Origin of the sequence: Chitinophaga tropicalis, from assembly GCF_009758205.1 — a bacterium.
Taxonomy (GTDB): domain Bacteria; phylum Bacteroidota; class Bacteroidia; order Chitinophagales; family Chitinophagaceae; genus Chitinophaga; species Chitinophaga tropicalis.
In genome coordinates this window covers 1-25303 of the sequence record NZ_WRXN01000019.1, presented here as the reverse complement: position 1 = coordinate 25303, position 25303 = coordinate 1, and the positions used below count along the sequence as shown (strand labels likewise).

Here is a 25303-nt window from a genome sequence, read left to right as displayed (position 1 = left end):
TTTTCCGGTTATGCTTGAGTATTTATTTATTTTTTTTGCTGAGCCAGGCCCTCACCGGCTCATCGTAAAATTTCAAAGTAATATAGCCAACTAAGAAGGCAATAACAAAAGTAACTATACCTAACAGGATGTGCATACTTAAAGGAGCCCCCGTGTTCTTACTCACCCAGCCTGAATATATATAGATGAATGGAAAATGTGTAATGTAGACCGGGTATGAAACATCTCCCAGGAACTTACAAATACGGGTTTCCATCTTGCCCTTTATATTACCGCTGGCTCCGATATAAATAATAAGTGGAAAAAGTGCAATGACGGTTAAGGATTCAAACAATCCATTTTTCCACGTTTCGGCACTGGTGCCGATTCTTGGCATGAACAACACTATGATAAGTAAAAGACTGCTTAATAAAAACGCGCCCTTAATGTTACCGGGTTTAACAACTCTGGAAAGTAATAAACCTGCAAAAAACGGATAACACAAACGGGTAAAGCCAATAGTCAATTGCTCCCTGGTAAGAGACCAGCCACCCATCAGGTCTCCATTTGCGGAAGTCACGGAATAGTAAACAAGCCATATTCCACACACAATAACCAGTATTGATAATGCCGTTTTTGACAGCTTTCTGATCCCTATTGCATATAGGATATTGGCAACATATTCATAAAACAGTGACCAGCCGGGACCATTAAGAGGATGCATCTCCTCCCAGCCCCGGATATCCATGGAGACAGGAACTGGTATCAGTGTAAATCCAATCAGCATGATCATTATCACCTGCCACACAGGTATAGTATGTATCATAGGCCATTTGGGAGAGTCTGCAAAGTAAAACAGTGCGGCCCCGATCATCATTCCCATAATTACCATGGGCTGGAGCCTTTGTAATCTTCTTTTAAAAAATGAACCAATAGTTAACTTATCCCATTTTTCATCATAGGCATATCCTATCACAAAACCAGATAAAGCGAAAAAGAAATCTACAGCCAGATACCCATGGTTAATAATCTGATCTGAACTGTTCCTCGCATGTGGTTCAAATACATGAAACGCAACCACGATAAGAGCTGCAACGCCACGTAATCCATCAAGAATTGGATAATGTGGTTTGGTTTTAAGAGAATTGAGACCTGTAATCATTATTAAAGCGCTGTGAATTAGTGTTCGCTGTTACGATAAAGACTGTGGTTTAAGGTTGTCGTTGGCATAATGAGAAAAAGACAATGCTAAGAGTTGCAAAATATTGCAGCATTGCATTTAACATAGGAATACTGAGACCTGTCTTAAAATTCAGGAACTAAAATATAGATAATGCTTTGATAAAAAGAAATTTATAAATATATTAATATCCTGTGAATGATTTTGCAATTATAAAAACCCCACAATGACAAAATAAGTGAAATATTTCCGTAATTGCAAATGTTTGCGATTTGCTTATATTTGCAATCTTGTTTTGCTTTTGATAGTGAAAAATAGCTGAAGGCAGTCTCCATGAAATCTCATTATATAATTAAGGCCTTATTAGCTGTTATTACAGATAATTGAATATATGAACGTAGATGATAAAAGGTTAATGATGGCTCGCAGGGCTACCAGGTTTATTTTTTTTGTATGCGGACTAGGAATTTCCAGCTGGGCGCCGATGGTGCCATATGCTAAAGATCGCCTTGGCTTACATGAAGGACACCTGGGGTTATTACTTTTATTTATTGGTCTCGGCGCATTAGTGATGATGCCGGTTACCGGTCTTTTGATCAGCAGGTATGGAACACGGAAAGTAATTGCATGTTCCGCTATTTTAATTGCGCTGTTGCTTCCCTCCCTGATTGTGATCAAATCCGTCATAATCATGGCGGCAGCATTATTTATTTTCGGAGCTGCCATTGGTTCCATTGATGTGGCTATGAACGCCCATGGAATATATGTGCAAAACCTTTACGGACGGCCTGTAATGTCGTCTCTGCACGGACTTTTCAGTGTAGGTGGACTTGCCGGATCACTAGGTCTCGGCTTCCTTGTAAAGGCAGGCCTGGACCCTTTACATGCAGCATTTAGCATCGCTGGTCTTTTGCTTGTTATCTGCCTGAGCCAGTATCGGCATCTTTTTCCTTACCATTTGGAACAGGATATTAATACTAAATATTCAACAGTAACAGATACGGCCCTCACTTCAAACAACTTTCTCTGGCTGAGAAGAAGTGTTGTCTTTTTAGGCACGATGTGTTTCATCGTATTCCTTTCAGAAGGCGCTATGCTGGATTGGAGTGCTGTATTTCTGCGCGATACCAAAGCCGTTCCGCAGACACTCAGTGGCGCCGGTTACGCAGCATTTTCAGTAGCTATGGCCACGATGAGGCTGTTGGGTGATGGGCTGGTTGAAAAATTTGACAGGACAACCATTGTATCCGGCGGTAGCTTGCTGGCAGCTTTCGGCCTTTTAGTAGCAATATTTAGCCCCTGGTTTTACATGGTGCTGGTTGGATACATTTTGCTGGGGATAGGCGCTGCCAATATTGTCCCGGTCTTTTTTAGCGACGGAGGGCGCCTGAAGGGAATTCCTGCTTCGGTCAGTATCCCCGCAATAACCACCATGGGATACGCTGGTCAACTGGCAGGCCCTGCGCTGTTAGGCTTTATTGCTCATCATATTTCATTGCCGGCGGCCTTTGGGTGCTGTGCAATTTTATTGATTATTACATCGCTTTCATACTGGATAAAAGAACAGAAATATCCATTAACTATTTCAAAAATACAGTGATGATCAAAGAGCAAAGATTTGAATTTATTCTTAATAAGATAAAGACCGATCAACAGGTTACTTACGAGCAGATTGCCGGATCATTAAATGTGTCAGAGGATACTGTCAGAAGAGATATTGATCAGCTATACCGTAATGGGTTGGTTTCAAAGATCCGCGGTGGCGCAATGTTGCCATCAAGAAATCCTTTGACCTTCCAGGATCGCAGTAATATTCTTTCAGATCAGAAAGACATTATAGTAGCCAAAGCACTGGGGTTCATAAAGGAGGGCATGACCGTTTTTATGGACGGTGGCACAACAATATGCGCACTGGCAGGCCGGTTACCTTCTGATATAAATATGCGTATCATAACCAACAATATTCCTGCAATACAATTGCTCGTTAACTATCCGGATATAGAGCTCATTGTTCTTGGAGGGGTCTACGAACGCAACAGTGCAACAAATACCGGTACGGTAACCTGCCTTGACCTGGAACGCTATACCGCAGACCTCTATTTAATGGGTACCTGCGGTGTTGACGACAAATTTGGAGTTACCGCAACAATAGAATCTGATGCCCATGTTAAACGTGCAATGCTCAGACGCTCCAAAAAAACGGTTTCTCTGGCAAACCAAAAGATATTACATCAGGCAGAAGCCTTTCGTGTTTGCGACTTTCAGGACCTGCATGCAATGATCACTAATATGGATAGTGATCATGCAGATCTTGATGGCTTTAGAAACCTGGGAGTTCAAATCATATAATACTATTCAAATGAAAATACATCATCTGGCAATATGGGTCGATGACCTGGAGGGTATGAAAAACTTTTATCTCAAATACTTTGAGGCCTCCTGTGGCAGCCTTTATGTTAACCCGGTAAAAAAATTCAGTTCTTATTTTATCAGTTTCTCTATGGGCGGTAGCCAGATTGAACTGATGCACCGACCTGGCATTGACGGAGCTCCGGAAAAAAGAGGTTTTAACAAGGGAATAGCGCACCTGGCAATTACTGTTGGCGATAAGGAAAAAGTAAATGCTATGGTTGAGAACTTCCGGCAGGAAGGATACATGATACAGGGAGAACCCAGGACAACCGGGGATGGGTATTATGAAGCGGTAGTACTTGATCCGGAAGGAAACCTGATTGAACTATTGGCAGGCTAATAGGTCTTTCCGTTCGATCCATTGGAAAAGAGGGTTACTTCGACCGCTCTATCGAAAAAAAACAGGATGAAAATCAGTTGTTTGTAACATTTAACCCCCCAGTTTGAAACATTCGACCGCCTGCTTTCAGAAGGTCAGGTAATAGCTTTACAGCATACTAATCCACGTATATGAAATTGAGATTGTTGCTGTTTAGTCTGCTGACTTTTGCATTTTTGAATGACTTATTGGCAGTGCCGCCCGCCTATATCAGACTTCCTGATGGCGTAATACTTTTTACAGACTCCCTGTTTACGGGTTCACCGCATGCTGTTAAACTGGAGGTAATTGCGGATAATATTATAAGAGTGATCGCAGCTCCGGGAAAAGAAATAATCCCTGGTAATAGCCTGATCACTGTTTACGAAAAAAAGCCCGGGCTTACATGGAATGTTATTCCTTCAAAGGAAGGCCTGATCCTCAAAACAAAAAAATTAACCGCTATTGTTGACCGGAAAACCGGGGCCGTCACTTTCACAGATCTCACCGGCAAAAAGATACTGGCTGAAAAACAGTCATTTGGAAGAAATTTTCAATCCGTAGTGTTTGACGGTAAACGGTCTTACACGCTGACGCAAACCTTTCAGACCACGGGGGATGATGCGTGGTATGGATTGGGCCAGCACCAGGACGGTATAATGAATTACCGGGGACAGCAGGTTACTTTCTTCCAGAACAATACAGAAGTAGCCATTCCCTTCTTAATATCCAATAAGAACTATGGCATTTTATGGGACAATTATTCCCTGACCAGGGCTGGCGATGTCAGGCCACTTCATCCGCTTTCTTCCATGCAGCTTTTTTCAAAGAAGGGAGAACCGGGCTGGCTTACCGCTGCCTATGTCAATAATACACATAAACCGCAGGAAATAAGTACAGAAAGGGCAGAGGCAAATATTAATATGGGATTCCTCGGAGACTCAAAGATCCAGCTCCCCCGGGAATTTACACCTGCTACAGGCATAGTAACCTGGGAAGGAAGCCTTGCCAGCCATCTGTCAGGCCTGCATCAGTTCCGGTTCACTTATGGCGGTTCCCTGAAAATGTGGCTGGATGGAAAGCTGGTCTTAGATCGCTGGCGAAAAGCCTGGAACCCCGCGTCTGCATTGGTGCCCTGGAATTTCAAAAAAGGAGAAAAGGTACCTGTTAAAATTGAATGGATACCAGAAGGCGCTGAATCCTATCTCTCTCTGAAATGGCAGGAGCCATTGAACGAAGAAGAGCAAAACAGCTTTGGCTTTTGTTCGGAAGCCGGCCAGCAGGTCGATTACTACTTCGTTTATGGTAACAATATGGATGAGGTGATCTCCGGTTACCGGAACCTTACAGGTAAAGCGCCTATTGTGCCCAAATGGGCATTGGGTTTCTGGCAAAGCAGGGAACGGTATAAAACACAAGAGGAAATACTTACCACTGTCGATGAATTCCGCAAGAGAAAGATCCCCCTGGACAACATTGTGCTGGACTGGAGCTATTGGAGAGAAGCCGAATGGGGCAGCCAGGAGTTTGACGAAAAACGCTTTCCTTCTCCAGACAGTATGATCGGTGTGCTGCATAAAAAGTACAACACCCGGATCATGATATCGGTATGGCCCAAATTTTATGACGGCATACCAGCGTACAACAAGTTTGATAAAAATGGATGGCTCTATAAAAGAAATATAGCCGACCGGCAAAGGGATTGGATCGGTGATGGATATGTATCCACTTTCTACGATGCCTTTAATAAAGCAGCCCGGAAAGGTTTCTGGGACCTGATCAATGAAAAGATCTACAGTAAAGGAATTGACGCATGGTGGATGGACGCGAGTGAGCCTGACATCCTTTCTAATGTGGACCCGGAGAAAAGAAAGCTGCAAATGACACCTACCGCTTTAGGTAGCGCAGCCGAATTTCTGAATGCCTACCCCCTGCAAAATGCAAAAGGGATCTATGAAGGACAGCGTTCAACAGACCCTGACAAAAGGGTTTTCCTGCTCACACGCTCAGGCTTTGCAGGTTCACAACGTTATGCTGCAGCCATATGGAGCGGCGATATCGGGTCCACCTGGGTCGATCTGAAAGCGCAGATAGCTGCAGGCGTGAATTTCTCCATGTCCGGACTTCCTTACTGGACCATGGATATAGGTGGTTTTGTGGTGCCCCGGAAATTCGAAAGCCCGGATAGCGAAAACCTGGAAGAGTGGAGAGAGCTGATGACCCGTTGGTCGCAGTTCGGCACATTTGTTCCTTTGTTCCGTTCCCACGGGCAATTCCCATATCGGGAGGTATATAATACGGCTTCTGAAGACCATCCTGCTTATAAAAGTTTCCTCTATTACGATAAACTGCGTTACCGTTTACTTCCTTATATCTATTCACTGGCCGGCAGGGCTTATCATGATGACTATACCATCATGCGGGGGCTTGCAATGGACTTTGCAACAGATACAGCGGTATTGAACATCGGCGATCAATATATGTTCGGGCCTTCACTGCTGGTAAATCCTGTTTGCGAATACAGGCAAACGGAACGTGCCCTGTACCTGCCCCGATGTGCAGGATGGTATGATCTCTATTCCGGAAAATGGTACGCAGGCGGTCAGAAAATTATTGCCGAAGCTCCCTATGAACGGATGCCTTTATTTGTAAAAGCCGGATCCATCGTGCCTTTCGGGCCTGCATTACAGTACACCACAGAGAAACAGGCGGATACCATTACATTAAACATTTACACCGGCGCAAATGCCTCCTTCAACCTGTATGAAGACGAAGAAGCCAATTACAATTACGAAAAAGGCGCTTTTTCCATCATCCCGGTAAAATATGATGAAGCAACAGGAACCGTTACCATCGGCGACCGGAAAGGTTCATTCAATGGTATGCTGCAGAAAAGAACATTCCGTATAAATATGATAAAACCGGATAAAGACAGGCGCCTGGATTTTGATACAGCATGCGATAAAGAAGTGGTTTATGAAGGGAAACATTTAAACATAAAAAAATAGCCAATTTAAATTCACACGTATGAAGTCAGCCAAAATTATTCGCTTGCGAATATTGCTGCTCTGGGGGACAATTATGATTTTTACCCTAAGCAAAAGCACTTTTGCTCAAACGCCGAAAGTGAGTGGAACAGTAACCAGCCAAAGCACATCCACCCCGGTTCCGGGGGCTTCGGTTACAGTAAAAAATACCCATACCTCCGCCGTTGCCGACGAAACAGGAAGGTTTTCCATTAACGCATCCACCGGCGATGTGTTGGTGATCTCTTCCATAGGGTTTATTGCAAAAGAGGTAAAGGTTGAATCGCAGGAATTGAATATCCGGCTGCAGGAATCAGAGAACCAGCTGGAGAATGTAGTAGTGATCGGTTACGGTACACAGAAGAAAAAACTGGTTACAGGGGCCAACATACAGGTAAAAGGCGCCGATATTCAAAAGCAGAATACTACCAATGCACTGCAGGCTTTGCAGGGGCAGGCGCCTGGTGTACAGATCACTTCTTATTCAGGACAGCCTGGTTCAGGAATGAACGTTATTATCCGTGGTAAAGGTACGGTTGGCAATTTTTCTCCGCTGTACATTGTTGATGGCGTTCAGACTGGCGATATTTCATACCTGAATCCTGCGGATATTGAATCCATTGACATCCTGAAAGATGCCGCTTCCGCCGCCATTTACGGTTCCCAGGCGGCCAATGGTGTTGTCCTGGTTACCACAAGATCAGGGAAACTCAATCAGAAAGCACAGGTTACCCTCGATGTTTTTTACGGTGCTCAGCGGCCGCCCCGTAAAGCAAAACTATTGAATGCAAAAGAATACGCTACCATTATAAATGAAGCCGCAGTTAACTCTGGTAAAGCTCCTTATTTCAGCAATGACGTAGTTAACAATTTACCTGTGAATACTAACTGGCTTGACCAGATGTTTAAAAATAATGTACCTACCCAAAACTACGTACTCGGTGTACAGGGTGGCGGTGCAGGTTCCGCCTATTCCTTATCACTGGGATACACAGGCCAGGGCGGCATTGTGGGCGGATCTGACATTTCCAGCTTCGAACGCTACACCTTCAGGATAAACTCTGAGCACAACCTATATGAGAATATAATTAAGCTGGGAGAGCATCTTACATTCAATTATCAGAATAGTCATGGTATTTTGGTAGATGGACAGTACAACAATACTTTGCGCAGCGCTTTCAGCACAAGCCCTTTACTGCCCATGTATGATTCGGCCGGTAATTATTTCAGCAGCGACAAAAAAGGCTGGTACCCGGGAAAACCCGATCAGGCATGGAACAATACGGAAGCCAATCCCTATGCAGTAATGGACTATACCACCCGGAACCGGAACAGCAACCAGGGTTTGTTTGGTGATGTGTATATACAGGCAGAACCCATTAAAGGATTAAAATTCCGCTCCAGCCTGGGTATAAATTATACCTCTAATCAAAGTCATGGTTATACACCGGTTTATCACCTTTCTATTTATTCTTTTAATGACACCTCCAAGGTGACCCAGTCAATGGGTAACGGACTAACCCTTCAGTTCGATAATTTACTGAGCTATGATTTTAATGTAACCACCAACCATCATTTCAGCGTAATGGCCGGTAGTTCCTCACTGAAAACAAAAACAGTGGGTATGAATGGTAGCAACTGGTACCTGCGTGTGGCCGACCTGCAGCACGCTTATCTTTCTGTAGCCCAGAATGTGAACAGGGGCGCTCCGTATATGAGCGTTGGCGGGTCCCCGACTGAAAATGCTTTACTGTCTTATTTCGGACGTTTACAATACGACTTCCGGGAAAAATACCTGTTGAATATCACCTTCAGGTCTGATGGGTCATCAAGATTTGCACCCGGGCACCGCTGGGGATATTTTCCTTCCGTGTCCGCAGGATGGGTGGCCTCTATGGAGAACTTTATGCAGGGCGCTCATTGGCTGGACTTCCTGAAAGTTCGCGGTAGCTGGGGCCGGGTAGGCAACCAGAATGTGGCTGCCTATCAGTATCTGTCTCCCATCAGCTTCAGCAATACGGCATATATCTTCGGGCCCGTTGAAGGAGCGAATACACAGGGGGCCTACCCAAGCCGCATCGCCAATCCCGATGTAAAATGGGAAACCTCAGAACAGACCAACATCGGCTTTGACGCTACCGTGCTGAAAAAATTGAACGTAACCTTCGAGTATTATAACAAAAAAACAAAAGACTGGTTAATTACAGTACCTATTCTGGCCACCGCCGGAGCTGATGCCCCGCTGATCAACGGTGGCGATGTACAGAATACCGGTGTTGAGCTTGCGCTTAATTACCGCAACAGCATCGGTAAGAACTTCCATTATTCAATTGGTATAAATGGCGCCTATAACAAAAATAGGATAGGAAATATTCCTACAAACGACCATGTGCTTCATGGCAATACCAATGTGCTGTATGCTAATGCAGGTGAGTTTTACCGTGCGGCAAACGGTGAGCCGGTAGGCTATTTCTGGGGACTTAAAACCGACGGCATTTTCCAGACAGCAGAAGATGTACTGGCCTATAAAGGTAAAACAGGCACGCCCATCCAGCCTAACGCCAAGCCGGGAGATGTTCGTTACGTTGATCTGAACAACGATGGGGTTATTGATGCTAATGACAAAACAAAGATCGGTGATCCTAATCCTGATTTCACATTTGGTTTTAATGTAGCGCTGGACTACAAAGGCTTTGATCTCTTTATTCAGGCATCCGGTGTTTCAGGTAATCAGCTGGTGCAATCATGGAGAGGTCCGGGTGGCTTCGGTAATTATACTACGGAGATCCTGGAACGTTGGCATGGTCGGGGAACATCCAACAGGATCCCCAGGGTAACAGAAGATGGCGCCAACTGGGCGCAGTTCTCCGACCTGTATATTCATGATGGGAAATTCCTTCGTATCAGCACTATTACACTCGGCTATGATTTTGCGAACCTGGTTAAGAAAAGTTACCTGGGCAAGCTGAGAGTATACGCTTCTGTGCTGAATGCTTTTACAATTACCGGGTACAGGGGAATGGATCCGGAAGTTGGATATAATGAAGGTTTTTCATCAGGAGTGGACCTTGGATATTATCCCAGGCCCAGAACATACATGGTTGGGGCAAACATCCGCTTTTAAATTAAAAATGAATCAGCAATGAAAAACATTAAAGTTTATATACTGTTTACCGCATTGTTATCATTGATAGCCTGTAGTAAAAACTTCCTTGACACGGAAGATGTAACATCTGCCACAGAACAGAATTTTTATAAAACACCGGACGATGCCTGGAAAGCATTGGTAGGCGTATACGATGGCTTGCAGCGTGTGTGGTCAGGTGGGGTTGCTTTCCCTGTGGCGTCGACGGTCATGTCCGACGAGGCTTTCGGAGCTACCGGCAATGCAGACGGATTTGGTTTTCAAATGATGGACGAGTTTGATAAGCTTCGTTCACCTTCTGACCAGAATATGTTTGGCGATAGCTGGAGCCTTTATTACAAAGCTATTTACCGCGCCAACATGCTTTTGTCACACCTGGACGGAGTGGATTGGAAAGGAAATGACAATCTGCGTAATGTTTATGAAGCTGAAACAAGGTTTATACGCGCATACTGCTATTTTGATATGATCAGGTTATGGGGCAGTATTCCATTGATCACAAAACCTACTACCGATAACGTGCCTCAGGCCAGTCCGGACAGCGTTTATAAGCTCATTACCAACGACCTGAAGTTTGCAGCTTCCAATCTTCCTGCTACCGGTTATGGCAGTCAGGACGCTTCCACCCGCGGACGGGTAACCAAATGGGCCGCTGAGTCTTTGATTGGCCGCGTGTTCCTTTACTACACCGGCGCCTATAGCAAAGCAGACCTGGTAGGGGAGGTGTCAAAAGCACAGGCGCTTGCTTATTTGGAAGATGTTATTAATAACGGAGGATTCGGGCTGGTTGACAAATTTGCCAATTTATGGCCTGCAGCCTCTCTCAATAACTACGTAGGAGAGGATAATAAGGAAACCGTGTTTGCCATCAAATACACTTATACCAGCGACTGGAACGGCAACGTGGATGGCAATAACTGGATGGTAATGTTCGGTATCCGTATCCAGAGTATTTATCCCTATGGAATGGGCTGGGGAGGAGCAACGGTGAACCCCAGGCTTTGGAATGCCTACGCCCCGGAAGATAGCCGGAGAAGTGCTTCTATTATTTCTATAAAGGACGAAGGACTTGATTTCCAGAATATAAAAGATCAGAGAGAGTATACAGGCTACTGCATAAAAAAATATACGCCAATGGCTGATGCAGCAGGAAAAAGCCTGGCGGAAAAAATGGGTGGCGTGAGCTTCATGATCAGCCAGTACCAGGACTATGTATCTATCCGTTATGCGGATGTATTGTTAATGGCGGCTGAATTAGGTGCCGGGGGCGCACAAAATTACTTTGATGATGTACGCAAAAGAGCTTTAGGCGCCAGCTTTGTTCAGATCCCGGTAAGCCAGGAAAATATTATGAATGAAAGAAGGCTTGAGTTTGCAGGAGAGGGGATCCGCTACTGGGACCTGCTTCGTCAGGGCATAGATGTTGCTGCATCTGCCATTGCTGAGTCAGTAACCCTCCAGAATGGCGGAGTGAATACAACAAAAACCATTTTAGCATCAAAGATTACGGAAACAAAGGGTCTGGTACAAATACCTTATTCACAGATCACTTTGTCAAATAACGTATTGAAACAAAATGCCGGATGGTAATTAGCTTTATTTAAATCGTTTGCCGGGGGGATCAGAATATCCCCCCGGCAAAATCATTTGAGACTCAGAGGACCGCGCTGCTACACATTTTTACTTAAACCATATAAAATCTATGAAAACCAAATTACTGGCGCTATTTAAACAAAAGGTTATGCTGCTTTTTGTCTTCGGATCTTTCATATCCCCTCATTTGTTCCCGCAGTTCAGGCAAAAGAAACTTGCGTTTCTCTGTTTACTTCTTGTAAGTATCGTGTTCCTGGGCTATAAAGCGGAGGCGCAGAACACCGGCTATACCTGGAAGAATGCACCTATTGGTGGCGGCGGCTTTGTGACTGGGATCGTTACCCACAAAACATCGGGCGATAGATATTGCCGCACGGATGTAGGCGGAGCTTATCGCTGGGATGCCACTAACAATAAATGGGTTCAGCTGCTCGACTGGCTTAACGAGTCAGAAAATGGATTTATTGGTGTGGAAGCGTTAGCGCTGGATCCGCAAAATCCTAATAATGTTTACATGCTCTGCGGGACTTCCTACATCAACAACGGAAGAACGGCTATATTGAAATCCACCGACAAAGGAAATACGTTCACTTACACAGATGTTACGGATAAATTTAAAGCGCATGGAAATGGGAGCGGACGCGGAAACGGAGAACGTCTTGCCGTAGATCCCAAAAACAGTAACATATTGTTCTGCGGAACCAGGGCTAACGGACTATGGAAAAGTACAGATGGCGGCGTTACCTGGAACCTTGCGTGGAACGGCGTAACTACTACCCCCAATGAGAACGGAATATGTTTTGTACTTTATGATCCTTCAGGCGCCGTAGTGAACGGGGCTTCTCAAACCATATATATAGGCGTTTCCCGCACCGGAAGCGAGAATATTTATAAAAGTACAGACGGAGGAGCCACCTTTACCGCCATTTCCGCAACCACCGGTTTTATGCCGCACCGCGCAGCGCTGCAGGGAACTACCATGTATGTTACCTATTCGGATGAGGCAGGACCCCAATCTGGAGGAGGAGATGGGAAGTTATATAAGCTCAACACCACTACCGGTGTGTGGACAAACGTTACCCCCGCTCATTGGAAGGATTATTCATACGGCGGAGTAAGCATAGACCCGACCAATGTTGACCGGGTAATAGTTTCTACCTGTGGCTTGTATTGGAATAACCAGTTTGGTACCGGCTGGGGAGACTTTATTTTCCTCTCTGCCGATGGCGGATCAACCTGGACGCTTAAAAACGGTACGAACGCCACCTATGATAGTAACGGCATGGAATGGTCTGCCGGAGGCGGTGTTAACTGGATGGACTGTATCGAGTTCGACCAGTCCAACCTTTCAAAAGTGCGGGTGATCGGCGGAGGTGGAATATATACCTGTTCCGATATTACAGCCACAAATCCCTCATGGAAATATGATGTGATCGGGATTGAAGAAACAGCGTTGCTTGACGGGATAAGCATTCCGGGAGGGCCGTTTATTTCTTCTTTCGGAGATGTAACCGGCTTTGTGCATGAGCCGCTGACTTCCTATCCATCAAAAAGACTTTCTCCTACAGACGGGAACAACCAGAGCATTGCTTATGCTGCAGGTAACACAAACAAAGTAGTAAGAGCTTCTAACGGGGGAAACATTGTTTACTATTCGACGGACAAAGGTGCTACGTGGACAGGAACCCCCACCAATATGGGTTCACAGGGAAAGGTTGCCATCAGCGCCGACGGGGGAACAATACTGCATTGCCCCGGAGGTTCGGCAACTACCTACTATACGACGAACAACGGATCCAGCTGGACCGCCTGTTCGGGTGTATCCCTCGGAGACGCAGCTCCTGTTGCTGACCAGGTAAATCCAAACTACTTTTATATATACAATCCAGGCAACGGACAAATGCTGAGAAGCTCCAATAAAGGAGTCAGCTTTTCAGTAGCGGGCACGCCGGGTGCGTCAACAGCGAATTATCCTTGGGAATCAGCCCAGATCCGGACAGCGCCGGGTCTTGAAGGGCATGTATGGGTACCTCTTGGCCGTAATGGCTTAAAATATTCAAGCAACTATGGAGCGGCTTATACAACTGTTTCAGATGTAACTTATTGTAAAACGGTAGGAATGGGAAAGGCGATGTCTGGATCCAGCTATCCTACTGTTTTCATCTGGGGAACAGTCTCTGGTGTGACAGGGCTTTTCAGATCAACAGATCAGGGTGCTACATGGACCAGGATAAACGACGACGCCAATGAATTTGCAGGCGCGCCATTGCTGGTCGGAGACATGAACGTTGCCGGAAGAGTATATATGAGCGCCGGCGGAGGAAGAGGTTTAATTTACTGGGACCCTGCTCCCTGTACACCTACTGCCATCACACCGTATGTACAGCTCAACGGCGGGACCTGGCAGCAAACAGCCAATGCCTCTGTATCTGCAGGTGGCAGCGTACAGTTTGGCCCTCAGCCCATACAGGGAGGATCGTGGAGCTGGAGCGGACCGAATAATTTCAGTGCTGCTACGCGGGAAGTAACCATTTCAAATATCCAGGCCAACCAGGCGGGCAACTATGTGGCTACCTACACCAATAGCGGAGGATGTCAGAGTACGCAAACCTTTAACATCACCCTGACCGGCTCCATACTAAGAGAATCCTGGACAGGGATTGGCGGAACTGTTATTGGTAGCCTGACCTCCAATGCCAGTTATCCAAACAATCCTACCGGCAGGGATCAGATCACCAGCCTGGAAGGCCCCACAAACTGGGCGGATAACTATGGAACCAGGATCCGCGGATATATCCATCCTCCTGTAAGCGGAAGCTACACTTTCTGGATAGCGGGAGATGACAACGCGGATTTATACCTGAGCACCACCGATAACCCAGCCAATAGCTCCAGGATAGCTTATGTGAATGGGTGGACCACTTCAAGACAATGGAATAAGTATAGCACACAGCAATCCGCTGCCATTAGCCTGGTTGCCGGGCAAAAATACTACATTGAAGTGCTTCATAAAGAAGGTGGTGGTGGTGATAATGTAGCTGTATCCTGGCAAGGGCCTGGCATTTCACAACAGGTGATCGCCGGAAGTTATTTATCCCCGTTGGTTTTGGAAGCAGGAACGGCTTCAGCTGCCAGAGTATCATCGAAGGTCAGCATTAATGAAAATGCCGTTAGTATATATCCGAATCCCTCCATTGAAGGAAGATTTACGGTCCTTCTTCAGGATATTTCAGAAAGTGCGGTCGTAAGAATTTATGACAACCAGGGCAGAATGCTTTACGAAAAGAAAACTTACGGCAGTAACAAGATAGAGATCGATTCGCGGCTTAATGCAGGGTTCTACATTGTCACGATAGATTCGAAAGGGGAGAGTTTCACTAAGAAGCTCATCGTTCATTGACAGATTTTTCACCAGTTTCCGGGAATGCTTCCAGCGAAGCATTCCCAATTTTTTGCATAAATGGTGCTGTTAAAAAGCAATGTATGTTTGAGCATTGAAAATTGAGCCCGTTTTAACTTAACTTGGTAGTGGTCAGCAAGCCCATTTGAACCCTATGGGAAGATCGATATTTTCTTTTGGATTTGATAAAATTTTAAGTCATAATGGTTATGAAAATGAGTTTTAAAAACACAATTCTCTTAGTTTGGCTCCTTATTGGCATGAATGGCCGGGGAATTGGAATGATGAATCTGTTACAGGCACAACAGGTTGCTCAACTGCAAAGCCCGGATAAATCCATTGCGCTAAATGTATTCTTGTCAGCTTCAGGTGAAATTCAATACAGGATACAAAAATCCGGCATTAACGTCATTCAGCCTTCGGCTTTAGGTGTGATGATGAAGGGGCATGATTTTACACAAGGCATGAAACTGGTCATGACATCAAAACCAGAACGTATAACAGATAGCTACCAGACAAAGAATGCAAAGAAAAGCAGCATTCTTTACCAGGCCAATCAATTGGTGATATCTTTTGCTAATCCTGAAAAGGAAAAAATGGATATCATTTTCAGGTTATCTGACGACGGCGTTGCTTTCCGTTATCGGTTTCCCTGGATAAAGAATAATGAAACGATAGTTAAGGAACAGTCCTCATTTACATTCGACAGGAAAACAAGAGCATGGCTGCAACCCATGAGTGAAGCAAAAACAGGTTTCGAACACTGTCATCCGTCTTATGAAGAACATTATTTGCAGGACATTTCTGTTGGCACGGTATCGCCGTTAAAGTCGGGCTGGGTATACCCTGCTTTGTTTAAAACAGATCAAACATGGGTATTGATCACCGAAGCAGCACTTGATGGCACTTATTGCGGTACAAGATTGATAAATGATTCTGCCTCCTCTGTTTATTCAATTGGCTTTGCCGATCCGAGAGAGGTATTTACGGGCGGGGGCTATTTACCTCAGAGTAATAAGCCGTGGCTTACACCGTGGCGTATTATTGCCATCGGAAGTTTGAAAACAATTGCTGAGTCAACATTGGGCACCGATCTGGCGCCGGCAGCAGTATTAAAGGATACATCTTTTGTAAAACCCGGAAGAGCCAGTTGGAGCTGGATCAATAGCAAGGATGATAACATCACTTTTGAGGAACAGAAAAAATATATTGACTATGCTTATAACATGCACTGGCAATATTGCCTGGTAGATGCAGACTGGGATACTAAGATCGGATATGATAAAATAGCCGAACTGTCATCTTATGCAAAACCAAAGAATGTTGGGTTAATATTATGGTACAATTCTGCAGGTGACTGGAACACGATCCGCTATCATCCTAAAGACATATTGCTTACGAAGGAGGGACGGGAAAAAGAATTCAGCCGTTTACAGGCAATGGGTATTAAAGGCGTAAAGATTGATTTCTTTGGTGGAGATGGCCAGAGCATGATTCAATACTACATTGACATTTTGAATGATGCTGCAAAATATAAGTTGCTCGTAAACTTTCACGGCGCTACATTGCCAAGGGGCTGGCAAAGAACATATCCTCATCTTATGACAGCCGAAGCAATTTATGGAATGGAGATGGTAACATTTGATCAGAAGGCTGCCGATAAGCAGGCCAACCATTGCGCTATGTTGCCGTTCACCAGGAACACATTCGACCCAATGGATTTTACACCCATGAATCTTACAGGACTTACATCGTCTAATTGTACCAGGAAAACCACTCCCGCTTTCGAACTGGCCCTTTCGGTTTTATTCTTGTCAGGCATACAGCATTATGCGCAATCACCCGAAGGAATGGTACATGTACCTGACGATGTAAAAGAGTTTTTAAGAAAACTTCCTGACAACTGGGATAATGTGAAATTTCTGGAAGGCTATCCCGGGAAATACGCTGTCATCGCCAGGCGAAGTGGTGACCGCTGGTACATTGCCGGCATCAATGGAGAAAATAGTGAAAAGAAAATTAATCTTGACATTAGCTCATTTAAGAAAAGAAAGGCAACGCTGTTCACAGATGGTACAAACAGTGAACTGTTTTCAAAAACAACCCGGAACACAACAGGACAAAATAAATTTGATCTTACCTTGAATGCAAATGGTGGATTTGTAATGGTGCTTGAGTGATTGGAACGAATAAAATTAACGTTATGAAAAATAGAATGAGTAACAGGTATTTATTTATTTCGATCGTATTTATTATTGCCAGTCATATCTGTCAGGCACAAACAGGTAAGATTTCAGTTAAGGCGGATACTATACTCACTTTTCCTGATCCTCCTGCCGGATTTAATGTGCAGCGTAATGACGTACCTCACGGAAAGTTAACAGTGGTTCAGTACACCTCAAAAACGGTCGGAAAGCTCCGGGAAATGAGCGTATATACACCTCCGGGATATTCCTCTGATAGGAAATATCCTGTGTTATATCTGTTACATGGTTTGGGGGTAGACCGTCGCCAATGGACGGAATGGTGCCAGGCAGATATCATTGCAGATAACCTGATTGCAGATGGTAAAATTCAGCCTCTGGTGATGGTTTTTCCTAACTGCGATACTAAGCTGACTGTAACAGACACTTCGGCTGCCAGCCGTTCCGGAAGAGCAGATAATTTTGAAGGTTACAGGAGATCATTTGAAGAGGATTTATTGAAAGATATAATTCCTTACATCGATTCTCATTATTCCACTATCAGCGACGCTGAACATCGTGCATTGGCCGGTTTGTCAATGGGCGGCGGACAGTCGTTAAATATAGGCTTGTATCATCCGGAGACGTTTGCCTATATAGGCGGATTTTCTTCAGCGCCTAATACGAATAAATTTGGCGGTATGTATGATGTTCAATTCATTCCGGATATTAAAGTCGCCCGGGAAAAGTTAAAACTGCTATGGATAGGATGTGGTACTAAAGATGGCCTTTGGTGGGTCAGCGAAAGGGCCCATCAGTACCTTAACGAAATCAGTCTTCCTCACGTCTGGAATGTAGACAATAACGGGCATGACAATACTGAGTGGGATCGTAACCTGTACCTGTTTTCCCAACGTATTTTTGGAGTTGCCCGTTAATGAAACGGGCAGTGAGAATGATGATGGGGGAGGAGCTTTTCAAAGGTCTATAGGTCTATGACAAATGGAATTGGATATTAGGTCCGGGGACATAATTGTACACACTGGACATCATAATCTCTATATTCTGGAAATCAGAGCGACCTGATATATTGATCCAGCTCCTCCTCCTTTCCCAATCCTAGTTTTTGTTTGATACGGTAACGTGCCATCAGGATGCTTTTGGGAGCTATTCCCAGTCTCTGGGAAACTTCTTTATTGGTAAGTCCCAGGTATATATAGGAACAGTGCTTCAGGTCCAGTCTTGAAAGTGAATTGGCAGAGCGCTCTTTTAATTTATCGAAAAAGTCGGGATTGATATTATCGAAATCGGTTTTACTGCCGGCCATTGATTCATCCAGCCTCCTATCCTGGTCTATGATCTTGTTGAGTTGTGTCAATACGGTTTTGTCGTTCCTGTTTTCCGCAATTTTCTTTTGGAGAGTTTGTAACAACACTGTTTTTTGCTCTACCAGCAAGGTGCCCGCCAGCAGATCTTTTTCCAGGCGTTCCTGCCTTTCCTGCAGGAGTTGCTGTTCCGCAGCAAGGCGCAAGGCTTCTTCCTCCCTGAGACGGGCCTGTAGCTCCGCCTCCTGTTTTTCGAATGCAAGCTGTCTGTTCTCCTGCTGCTTAAGCTGCGAAACCAGGGCGGCATCCTTCTTCTCCTTTTCTGCGAGTTTCAGTCTGAAACGAAATAAGCGGAAAAGAAATATAGCTGCCGCTATTGATGCCAGGGCGAGGCCTATATAAAGATAGCCCAGCCTTTTATGGAGCATGGCTGTTTGCTGCATTGTTTTGAGCGCGGTAGTATTTTTCTCCGCCTGGTATTTAGCTTCCAGCTCCTTTGTGATATTCATTTTCTCTTCGTTGTAGAGATCCGTATACAAAACTGAATATTGCTTCTGGTATTGAAGGGCTTCTCTATAGTTGCCCCGTTTTTCCGAAATACCGGAAAGCGCGGTCATGAACTGGATCCGCGTTGCCAGGTTCCTGGCACTGTCTGCATTGGCTACTTCCAGGCCTTTTAGCAGAAGGGCCTCTGCTTTCTCATAATTGCCGGCTGCGGCTTCATAGTCGCTCTTCATGCCATAACAGTTCGCAATAACTTCCGCATGATGTGTTTCAATACCTATGCTTTGTGCGAGGTCCAGGTAATGAAATACCGAATCACGGTAAGAGGAGGGGAAGTTTTGTGCATAGAGATCCGCCATGTTAATAGCAACAATGGCCATAGTACTTTGAAAAATGATGCGTTCCCTGTTTACCAGAAAAAGATGGAGGGCGTTCCGGTTATAGAAAAAGGCAGAGTCCAGGGATGACCGATCGTCTTCATGCTGCATATGATAATATTGCCAATATGTGCCCAGCGTCTGGTTGGCCAGGAGAAGGTTATCATAGTCCGTGCTTTTGAGCGCCGTTTGCAGGCATAGCTGTGCATATTTTTTATGAAGTGGACCATCATACTGGTTCGCATATATGCTGGCAATAATATAATAAACAGAAGATACATAATTCACGGCTGCCGTTCCTTCCAGGAATTTTAGTGCCCGTTGCGCACTGACCAGCGCTTCTTTAGGTTGACCTTTAAGATTTTCCAGCCAGCTTTTCCTGTACCAGGCCATTCCTTTAACCACTTTGCTTTCCGTCTTTCCTGCATAAAAAAGCGAACTGTCTACAGCCTGAGCACATTTAGAAATATCGTTATCCTGGATATACACCTGCGACAATATGGCATATGCAATAGCGATGTATTGGGCATCAGACAACGTACGGCCAAGTTGCACTGCCTGTATGCCTATACGAATTGCATTACCGGTTTCTTTAATGGATTTGGCCCGCGCCAGTAAGCTAAGCGTGATGACTTTCTGCTCTGGTGTAATATTTTTTTGCGTCAGGACTGTATTAAGTGAATCAGCAGGTGTTTGGGCAATACTACCGGTTCCCTGCAGGAGGATCAGTGCAATGGATATGGTTATCTTATTGATTATGTGAGACATGTGAGTTTTTGTAGAGTGTTTGTAGTTCGCATTCCTTCGCCCATGTAGAGGGTTTGTAGATACATGATTTCCATCTTTGCTACCCTCCATAAGTACTTTTAGGAGACAAAGCCGGCTATAAATATAAAATAAGAAGATAAAAATAGACAGAGAAATGATACAGTATTTCGAATTCCAGGAAGAGAATGTACCCTGCTTTTGGGAGATCATGCTTGAGGACAAGATAATCAGAACTCGTTACGGACAAAAAGGCACAGCCGGCGTTGTCATGGAAGAAGTATTCGAAGATGCAGGTACAGCTGCCAGGGAGTATAAGCGGCTGGTGCAGGAAAAGAAAAAGGATGATTCGTTTTACTTCAGATTAGGGGATGATTACCGGTTGTGATAAAAAAATGTATGAGAAAAGAACTGAGCAATATAATTTCAACTATATCTTACCATCAGAATTTGTCTCATTGATAATCAGTTTAGTGTTCGGGTAACAGTCTTATTTTGATAGTTAAGTGCCGCGAGCCTTTCCTCTGAGTTGATTACAAATACTTATCCCCTTTCAAATACATGTAAGGTTTGTTCTGAATCCAGCACATACAGGCGGTTATCAAACACATAAAATACATCTTTGGTTGCGGGGATCATAATACCCCTGCCGCCCACTTTACTGGTGTCGTGTATCCTGTAATGCCATAATAGCTCGCCGGTCTTTATATTCCATTCGCTGATAATGTTATCCAGGATACCTGCCAGGTACATTCTATTGTTTCTGAATATCACGTTGGCATAAGGATCAATACCTGCTGACTTAATATAGGATGACAGGTTTACACAGTGAAGATGTGTGCCATCCGCGGCATTGATCTGCCATATTTCCGTATTCACAAAACATAGTATAGCCTGATCCGTTGTCTGGAATCTCATACCTGCGTCTTTCACCTGCCAATTTAACTGGCCGTTGCCGGCATCCGTTTTATTGCGAATGATCATGTTATCATCATACAGCAGCTTGATCTGGAGACTGCCAGTATAATTGAACGGATATTCCTTTCTAACATTGTTATCTGTATCCCAGGCAATGATCTTATCCCTTGTCCGGATGATCACTTCTCCATTTACCATTGCTGCCAGCACAAAAGGCTCCGCATCTGGCGCGCTTTCGGTAACTGAAAGATTGTTGTCTATCCGGACAATGGCATTATCGCTGTTCTTATAAACAAAGCCTGCTGCCGTAATAAGCGGTTCCGGTACCTGGTGGAACTGGCGGACTAATTGCATCATATTATCTGACTAAAATATAGGTTCAAAATTGGCATTAAAGAACGCACATACATCGCATATCCTTATACCTACCAAGGATGTACCCGCTAAAATACAATGTTTTCTTTGCCGTGAATTTGTAAATCAGTTTGGCAAGACAAAAATTTACTCCCCAATATTTTCTAAAAACGCTAAATATTTATTGTTTATCAATAATTATTTATTATTTTTATAGTGTAAACTAAAATTTAGAAATCATTATGAAAAGAATTTCAATAATATTTCTACAGGCAGTCATCGTGCTTATCGCCATTGTGGCACTTGCCATTTTGATTCGATTTCCCCTGGCCGAAGGAAGAGCCGCAAATTTAGACTTGTTTAGCATTTACTTAGACCCGTTGATCTTATATGGATACGCAGCATCAATCGCTTTTTTTATTGCGCTGTACAAGGCATTCAGGTTACTTGGATACATCGGGCAGAATAAAGTATTCTCATCAAATTCTGTTAAGGCTTTAAAGAGCATAAAGTATTGTGCAATCATACTAAGTGTTTTAATTGTGATAGCAGGACTATACATAAGGGTATCCCATAATAAAGAGGACGACCCTGCGGGTTTTATTGCCATTTGTATCGTGACTACTTTTGTTTCTGTCGTAGTTGCAACTGCTGCAGCAATATTTGAAAAAATATTGCAAAATGCTATAGATATGAAATCTGAAAATGACTTAACAATTTAAGCTATGCCAATTATTGTAAACTTAGACGTGATGATGGCAAAGCGAAAAATTTCTCTAAATGAACTTTCTGAAAGAGTTGATTTGACATTATCCAATCTTTCTATCTTAAAGACAGGGAAGGCAAAAGCAATTCGTTTTAGCACATTAGACGCAATTTGTAAGGCATTAGACTGCCAACCGGGTGACATTTTGGAATACATAGATGACGAGAAAAAAGTAACGAACCGCTAACAATTGAAGCAGAATTAGTGCAGTAGTACAATTGTTTCTGGCGTTCAATGAACCGTCCATCTCATTAAAGTGACACCACAACACCGAAAAACTGAATCTTAAGAAAAAGCATTAAATTATACCCTGTTAACTATACGTAATAACCCTTTACCCCCTCAACCAATTATGATGAAAAGTCATTGTGCTCGGAAATATTAGTAACGGACACATTACCGATTTATAGATAGATTGAATGTCTTTTAGGAATTAATAAATTAAATATATATATGATTGTTATTAAGAAAAGTTAATTGTCTCATTATATTATCAACAAAACCTGTTTCCTCATAACGACTTATAGCTGGCGTATTAATTTTCAATGGATTATATTTGCATTATGGCAAGAAAGTATCCCATTGGTTTACAATCATTTCGAGAAATACGTGAAGGTGGATTCGTTTATATTGATAAAACGGAAAAAATTCACCAGATGGTGGATTCTGGGAAGTATTATTTCTTGAGTCGCCCGCGTCGTTTTGGAAAAAGTCTTCTGTTAGATACTATATCAGAACTATTCAGTGGGAGTAAAGAACTTTTCAAAGGCCTATGGATCTATGACAAATGGAATTGGGATGCTAAAAATCCGGTTATTAGAATCTCATTTTCAAATATTGGTACTGGTACAATCGGATTGCAAAATGCTATTAAAGGTGCATTGCATGAAAATGCCCAACGACTACAGGTGGAACTAACCACCACTGCTTACGATCAATTATTTAAGGAATTAATTACGAAGGCTGCTCAAAAAAACAAGGTTGCGATCCTGATCGATGAATATGATAAACCACTTATCGATTATTTAGATAACATTCCCAGGGCTGAAGAGAACCGTATTATTTTAAAAAACCTGTATTCTATATTGAAGGATGCAGATAAAGATATTCGCTTGTTAATCCTTACCGGTGTAAGCCGGTTCTCTAAAGTGAGCATTTTTTCTGACCTTAACAATCTTGAAGATATCACTCTCAGTAAGCACTTCAACAATATTGCCGGAATTACCCAACATGAATTAGAAACAAATTTTTCGGAAGAGCTTGAAACATTGCCAGGGGTATTGTGTATTGAGAAGCTGCAATTACTGGAGAACATCAAAGATTGGTATAATGGCTATAGTTGGGCTGGAAAGGAGACGGTGTACAATCCGTTCTCTTTACTCTCTTTCATGAAAGAAGAGGCCTTTAGAAACTTTTGGTTTGCCACTGGCTCCCCATCTTTTTTGGTGAATCTTCTTAAGAAGAAAAAGGAATACAATTTTGAAAACGTCCGTGAATCTGACATATCGTTAGGAAGCTTTCAAATTGAGAACCCTGTTTCTGCGCCCCTGTTATTTCAAACAGGTTACCTCACGATCAAGAGTTACGATCCCGAGTCACAATTGTACACGCTGGATTACCCAAATAGGGAAGTAAAGGTAAGTTTGCTGGATAACCTACTCAGCGCTTACCGTGAAATATTTCCCGCCACCTCAATATCTGTCACTGCCGATCTCAGAACCGCATTTGAGCATGGTGATACGAACCGTATCATCAATGAATTAAATGCAGTGATCGGAAGTATTCCTTATGAACACTGGAAGGCAGATACTGAATCTATTTTTCATATTATTACACATCTCACCTTTAAAAAAATAGGAGTAGATGTTTTTACAGAAGTACATAGCAGCAAAGGCCGCGCTGACATTATTGTAAAAACAAGATCGTACATCTATGCACTGGAATTGAAATTGGACATTTCAGCAAGTGAAGCCCTGTCTCAGATTTTTGAAAAAGGCTATTTACAACCTTATATGGCAGACGAGCGTAAGAAACTGGCTATAGGCATTGAATTTTCTTCTGAGCAACGGAATATTGCTGATTATCGCGTTAAAGAATTATAATAATAACAGTCCTTAAGTGAATTCATAACGGTCATACAACCCATATTCAGAAATTACTTTTGTAATGGCTCTTGCTGTTGATAGATTAAAAGGGCACAGAAGGCGAAATTTTGAAACATTAAAATTGTTCCGAACTATCTGATCGCAGAAACAGTGTGTACTGGATGAGTAATGGAAAGTAGCCAGTTTTAAATCCGGGCTGTTGCTTTTCTATGGGAAGATCAGGTTCACTAAACTAAACCATCAAAGTATAGTTACTTCTGTTACTCTCTGGCTGAAACCAATTTCACGTTTTTACTGATGGTTTAATCCTCAAAGCAGCCTTCTGTTTTGTAACTGATACCCATTACCTGGCATTATTAATTTCACTAATCGCTTCATCTACATTTTTTACTGAAACATTGTCATTGAACAACATTCGCTTCTTTTTAATTTCTTTCAGCAATTCAATAATTTGGGGAGCTATCCCGTATTGTTTACCCAGTATACCCAATTCTTTAATAGCAACGATACCCTGTATAGCAAACTGCGGGTTTTCAACCCGGCCTGTCAGGGTAGCAAGTTGTTGAACGATGTTATTTCTTTTAGGTGGTGCCAAAGATTGAAACAAATTGTATATGTAAGGCCATTGTTCATTTCCGCCATAGTTTGTATAAAGGTTCAGGATAGCATCATAAACCGCAAGTTTATTATCGCTTTCAAACCTTTTGGCCAGCATTAAAGCTTCTTGGGAATTAATCAACCCGATAGCATTTAAAGCGGCGGCTTGTACAGTGTACGATTCAGTATTGTAGATTCCGGAGTATGGTATCCCCCCATACCGGAACATGGTACCCCCTCATTCCGCTGATGGTAACCCCACCCTAATATTACTAGGATTGGAGTATATGAAGCTATAAATTTCACCCATCATTAC

General features: G+C 43.5%; 17 protein-coding genes. 13 read left to right on the top strand and 4 right to left on the bottom strand.

Going from position 1 to position 25303, the window contains the following annotated elements; genetic code table 11:
- Window positions 1–22 precede the first annotated feature (22 nt).
- Entirely contained in the window at window positions 23–1141 is a 1119-nt protein-coding gene (locus GO493_RS27790; RefSeq protein WP_157309509.1) for an acyltransferase family protein, read from the bottom strand.
- Between the two features lie 409 nt (window positions 1142–1550).
- Between GO493_RS27790 and GO493_RS27785 the strand changes: the two genes are divergently transcribed.
- The 9 genes from GO493_RS27785 to GO493_RS27745 all read left to right on the top strand — a co-directional run bounded on the left by GO493_RS27785 (window position 1551) and on the right by GO493_RS27745 (window position 18214).
- Window positions 1551–2759 carry an MFS transporter gene (locus tag GO493_RS27785; protein ID WP_157309508.1) on the top strand — a complete coding sequence of 403 codons (1209 nt, stop codon included), beginning with the start codon at window positions 1551–1553 and terminating at the stop codon, window positions 2757–2759.
- Complete coding sequence (locus GO493_RS27780; protein WP_157309507.1) at window positions 2759–3508, top strand: DeoR/GlpR family DNA-binding transcription regulator; 750 nt, start codon at window positions 2759–2761, stop codon at window positions 3506–3508. Before GO493_RS27785 ends, GO493_RS27780 begins: the two co-directional genes overlap by 1 nt.
- A gap of 10 nt (window positions 3509–3518) precedes the next feature.
- Window positions 3519–3911, top strand: a complete 393-nt coding sequence (locus GO493_RS27775) for a VOC family protein (RefSeq protein ID WP_157309506.1) — start codon at window positions 3519–3521, stop codon at window positions 3909–3911.
- A gap of 170 nt (window positions 3912–4081) precedes the next feature.
- Entirely contained in the window at window positions 4082–6937 is a 2856-nt protein-coding gene (locus GO493_RS27770; protein ID WP_157309505.1) for a TIM-barrel domain-containing protein, read from the top strand.
- A 19-nt stretch (window positions 6938–6956) separates the two neighbouring features.
- Window positions 6957–10079, top strand: a complete 3123-nt coding sequence (locus GO493_RS27765) for a SusC/RagA family TonB-linked outer membrane protein (RefSeq protein WP_157309504.1) — start codon at window positions 6957–6959, stop codon at window positions 10077–10079.
- Between the two features lie 18 nt (window positions 10080–10097).
- On the top strand, window positions 10098–11690 hold the full coding sequence (locus GO493_RS27760) for a RagB/SusD family nutrient uptake outer membrane protein (protein ID WP_157309503.1): 1593 nt from the start codon (window positions 10098–10100) through the stop codon (window positions 11688–11690).
- A gap of 112 nt (window positions 11691–11802) precedes the next feature.
- Window positions 11803–15093, top strand: a complete 3291-nt coding sequence (locus GO493_RS27755) for a T9SS type A sorting domain-containing protein (RefSeq protein WP_157309502.1) — start codon at window positions 11803–11805, stop codon at window positions 15091–15093.
- A 281-nt stretch (window positions 15094–15374) separates the two neighbouring features.
- Window positions 15375–17273 (top strand): glycoside hydrolase family 97 protein, encoded by a 1899-nt coding sequence (locus GO493_RS27750; RefSeq protein ID WP_232539133.1) that lies wholly within the window; start codon window positions 15375–15377, stop codon window positions 17271–17273.
- Between the two features lie 23 nt (window positions 17274–17296).
- Window positions 17297–18214: an alpha/beta hydrolase gene (locus tag GO493_RS27745; protein ID WP_198315852.1), complete on the top strand. Its 918-nt coding sequence runs from the start codon at window positions 17297–17299 to the stop codon at window positions 18212–18214.
- A 134-nt stretch (window positions 18215–18348) separates the two neighbouring features.
- Here GO493_RS27745 and GO493_RS27740 read toward each other — a convergent pair whose 3' ends face one another.
- On the bottom strand, window positions 18349–20250 hold the full coding sequence (locus GO493_RS27740; protein WP_157309501.1) for a helix-turn-helix transcriptional regulator: 1902 nt from the start codon (window positions 20248–20250) through the stop codon (window positions 18349–18351).
- A 154-nt stretch (window positions 20251–20404) separates the two neighbouring features.
- Between GO493_RS27740 and GO493_RS27735 the strand changes: the two genes are divergently transcribed.
- Window positions 20405–20635 carry a WGR domain-containing protein gene (locus GO493_RS27735; RefSeq protein ID WP_157309500.1) on the top strand — a complete coding sequence of 77 codons (231 nt, stop codon included), beginning with the start codon at window positions 20405–20407 and terminating at the stop codon, window positions 20633–20635.
- A 155-nt stretch (window positions 20636–20790) separates the two neighbouring features.
- On the opposite strand, the gene GO493_RS27730 is transcribed toward GO493_RS27735, so the two are convergent.
- Window positions 20791–21522: a PQQ-binding-like beta-propeller repeat protein gene (locus tag GO493_RS27730; RefSeq protein WP_157309499.1), complete on the bottom strand. Its 732-nt coding sequence runs from the start codon at window positions 21520–21522 to the stop codon at window positions 20791–20793.
- A 239-nt stretch (window positions 21523–21761) separates the two neighbouring features.
- On the opposite strand from GO493_RS27730, the gene GO493_RS27725 reads away from it, so the two are divergent.
- The 3 genes from GO493_RS27725 to GO493_RS27715 all read left to right on the top strand — a co-directional run bounded on the left by GO493_RS27725 (window position 21762) and on the right by GO493_RS27715 (window position 24387).
- Complete coding sequence (locus GO493_RS27725; protein ID WP_157309498.1) at window positions 21762–22241, top strand: DUF2975 domain-containing protein; 480 nt, start codon at window positions 21762–21764, stop codon at window positions 22239–22241.
- A gap of 3 nt (window positions 22242–22244) precedes the next feature.
- Window positions 22245–22472 (top strand): helix-turn-helix domain-containing protein, encoded by a 228-nt coding sequence (locus GO493_RS27720; RefSeq protein ID WP_157309497.1) that lies wholly within the window; start codon window positions 22245–22247, stop codon window positions 22470–22472.
- Between the two features lie 376 nt (window positions 22473–22848).
- A complete protein-coding gene (locus GO493_RS27715; protein ID WP_157309496.1) occupies window positions 22849–24387 on the top strand; it encodes an ATP-binding protein in 1539 nt (512 codons plus the stop codon).
- A 346-nt stretch (window positions 24388–24733) separates the two neighbouring features.
- Here GO493_RS27715 and GO493_RS27710 read toward each other — a convergent pair whose 3' ends face one another.
- Window positions 24734–25129, bottom strand: a complete 396-nt coding sequence (locus GO493_RS27710; protein ID WP_157309495.1) for a hypothetical protein — start codon at window positions 25127–25129, stop codon at window positions 24734–24736.
- Between the last annotated feature and the right edge of the window lie 174 nt (window positions 25130–25303).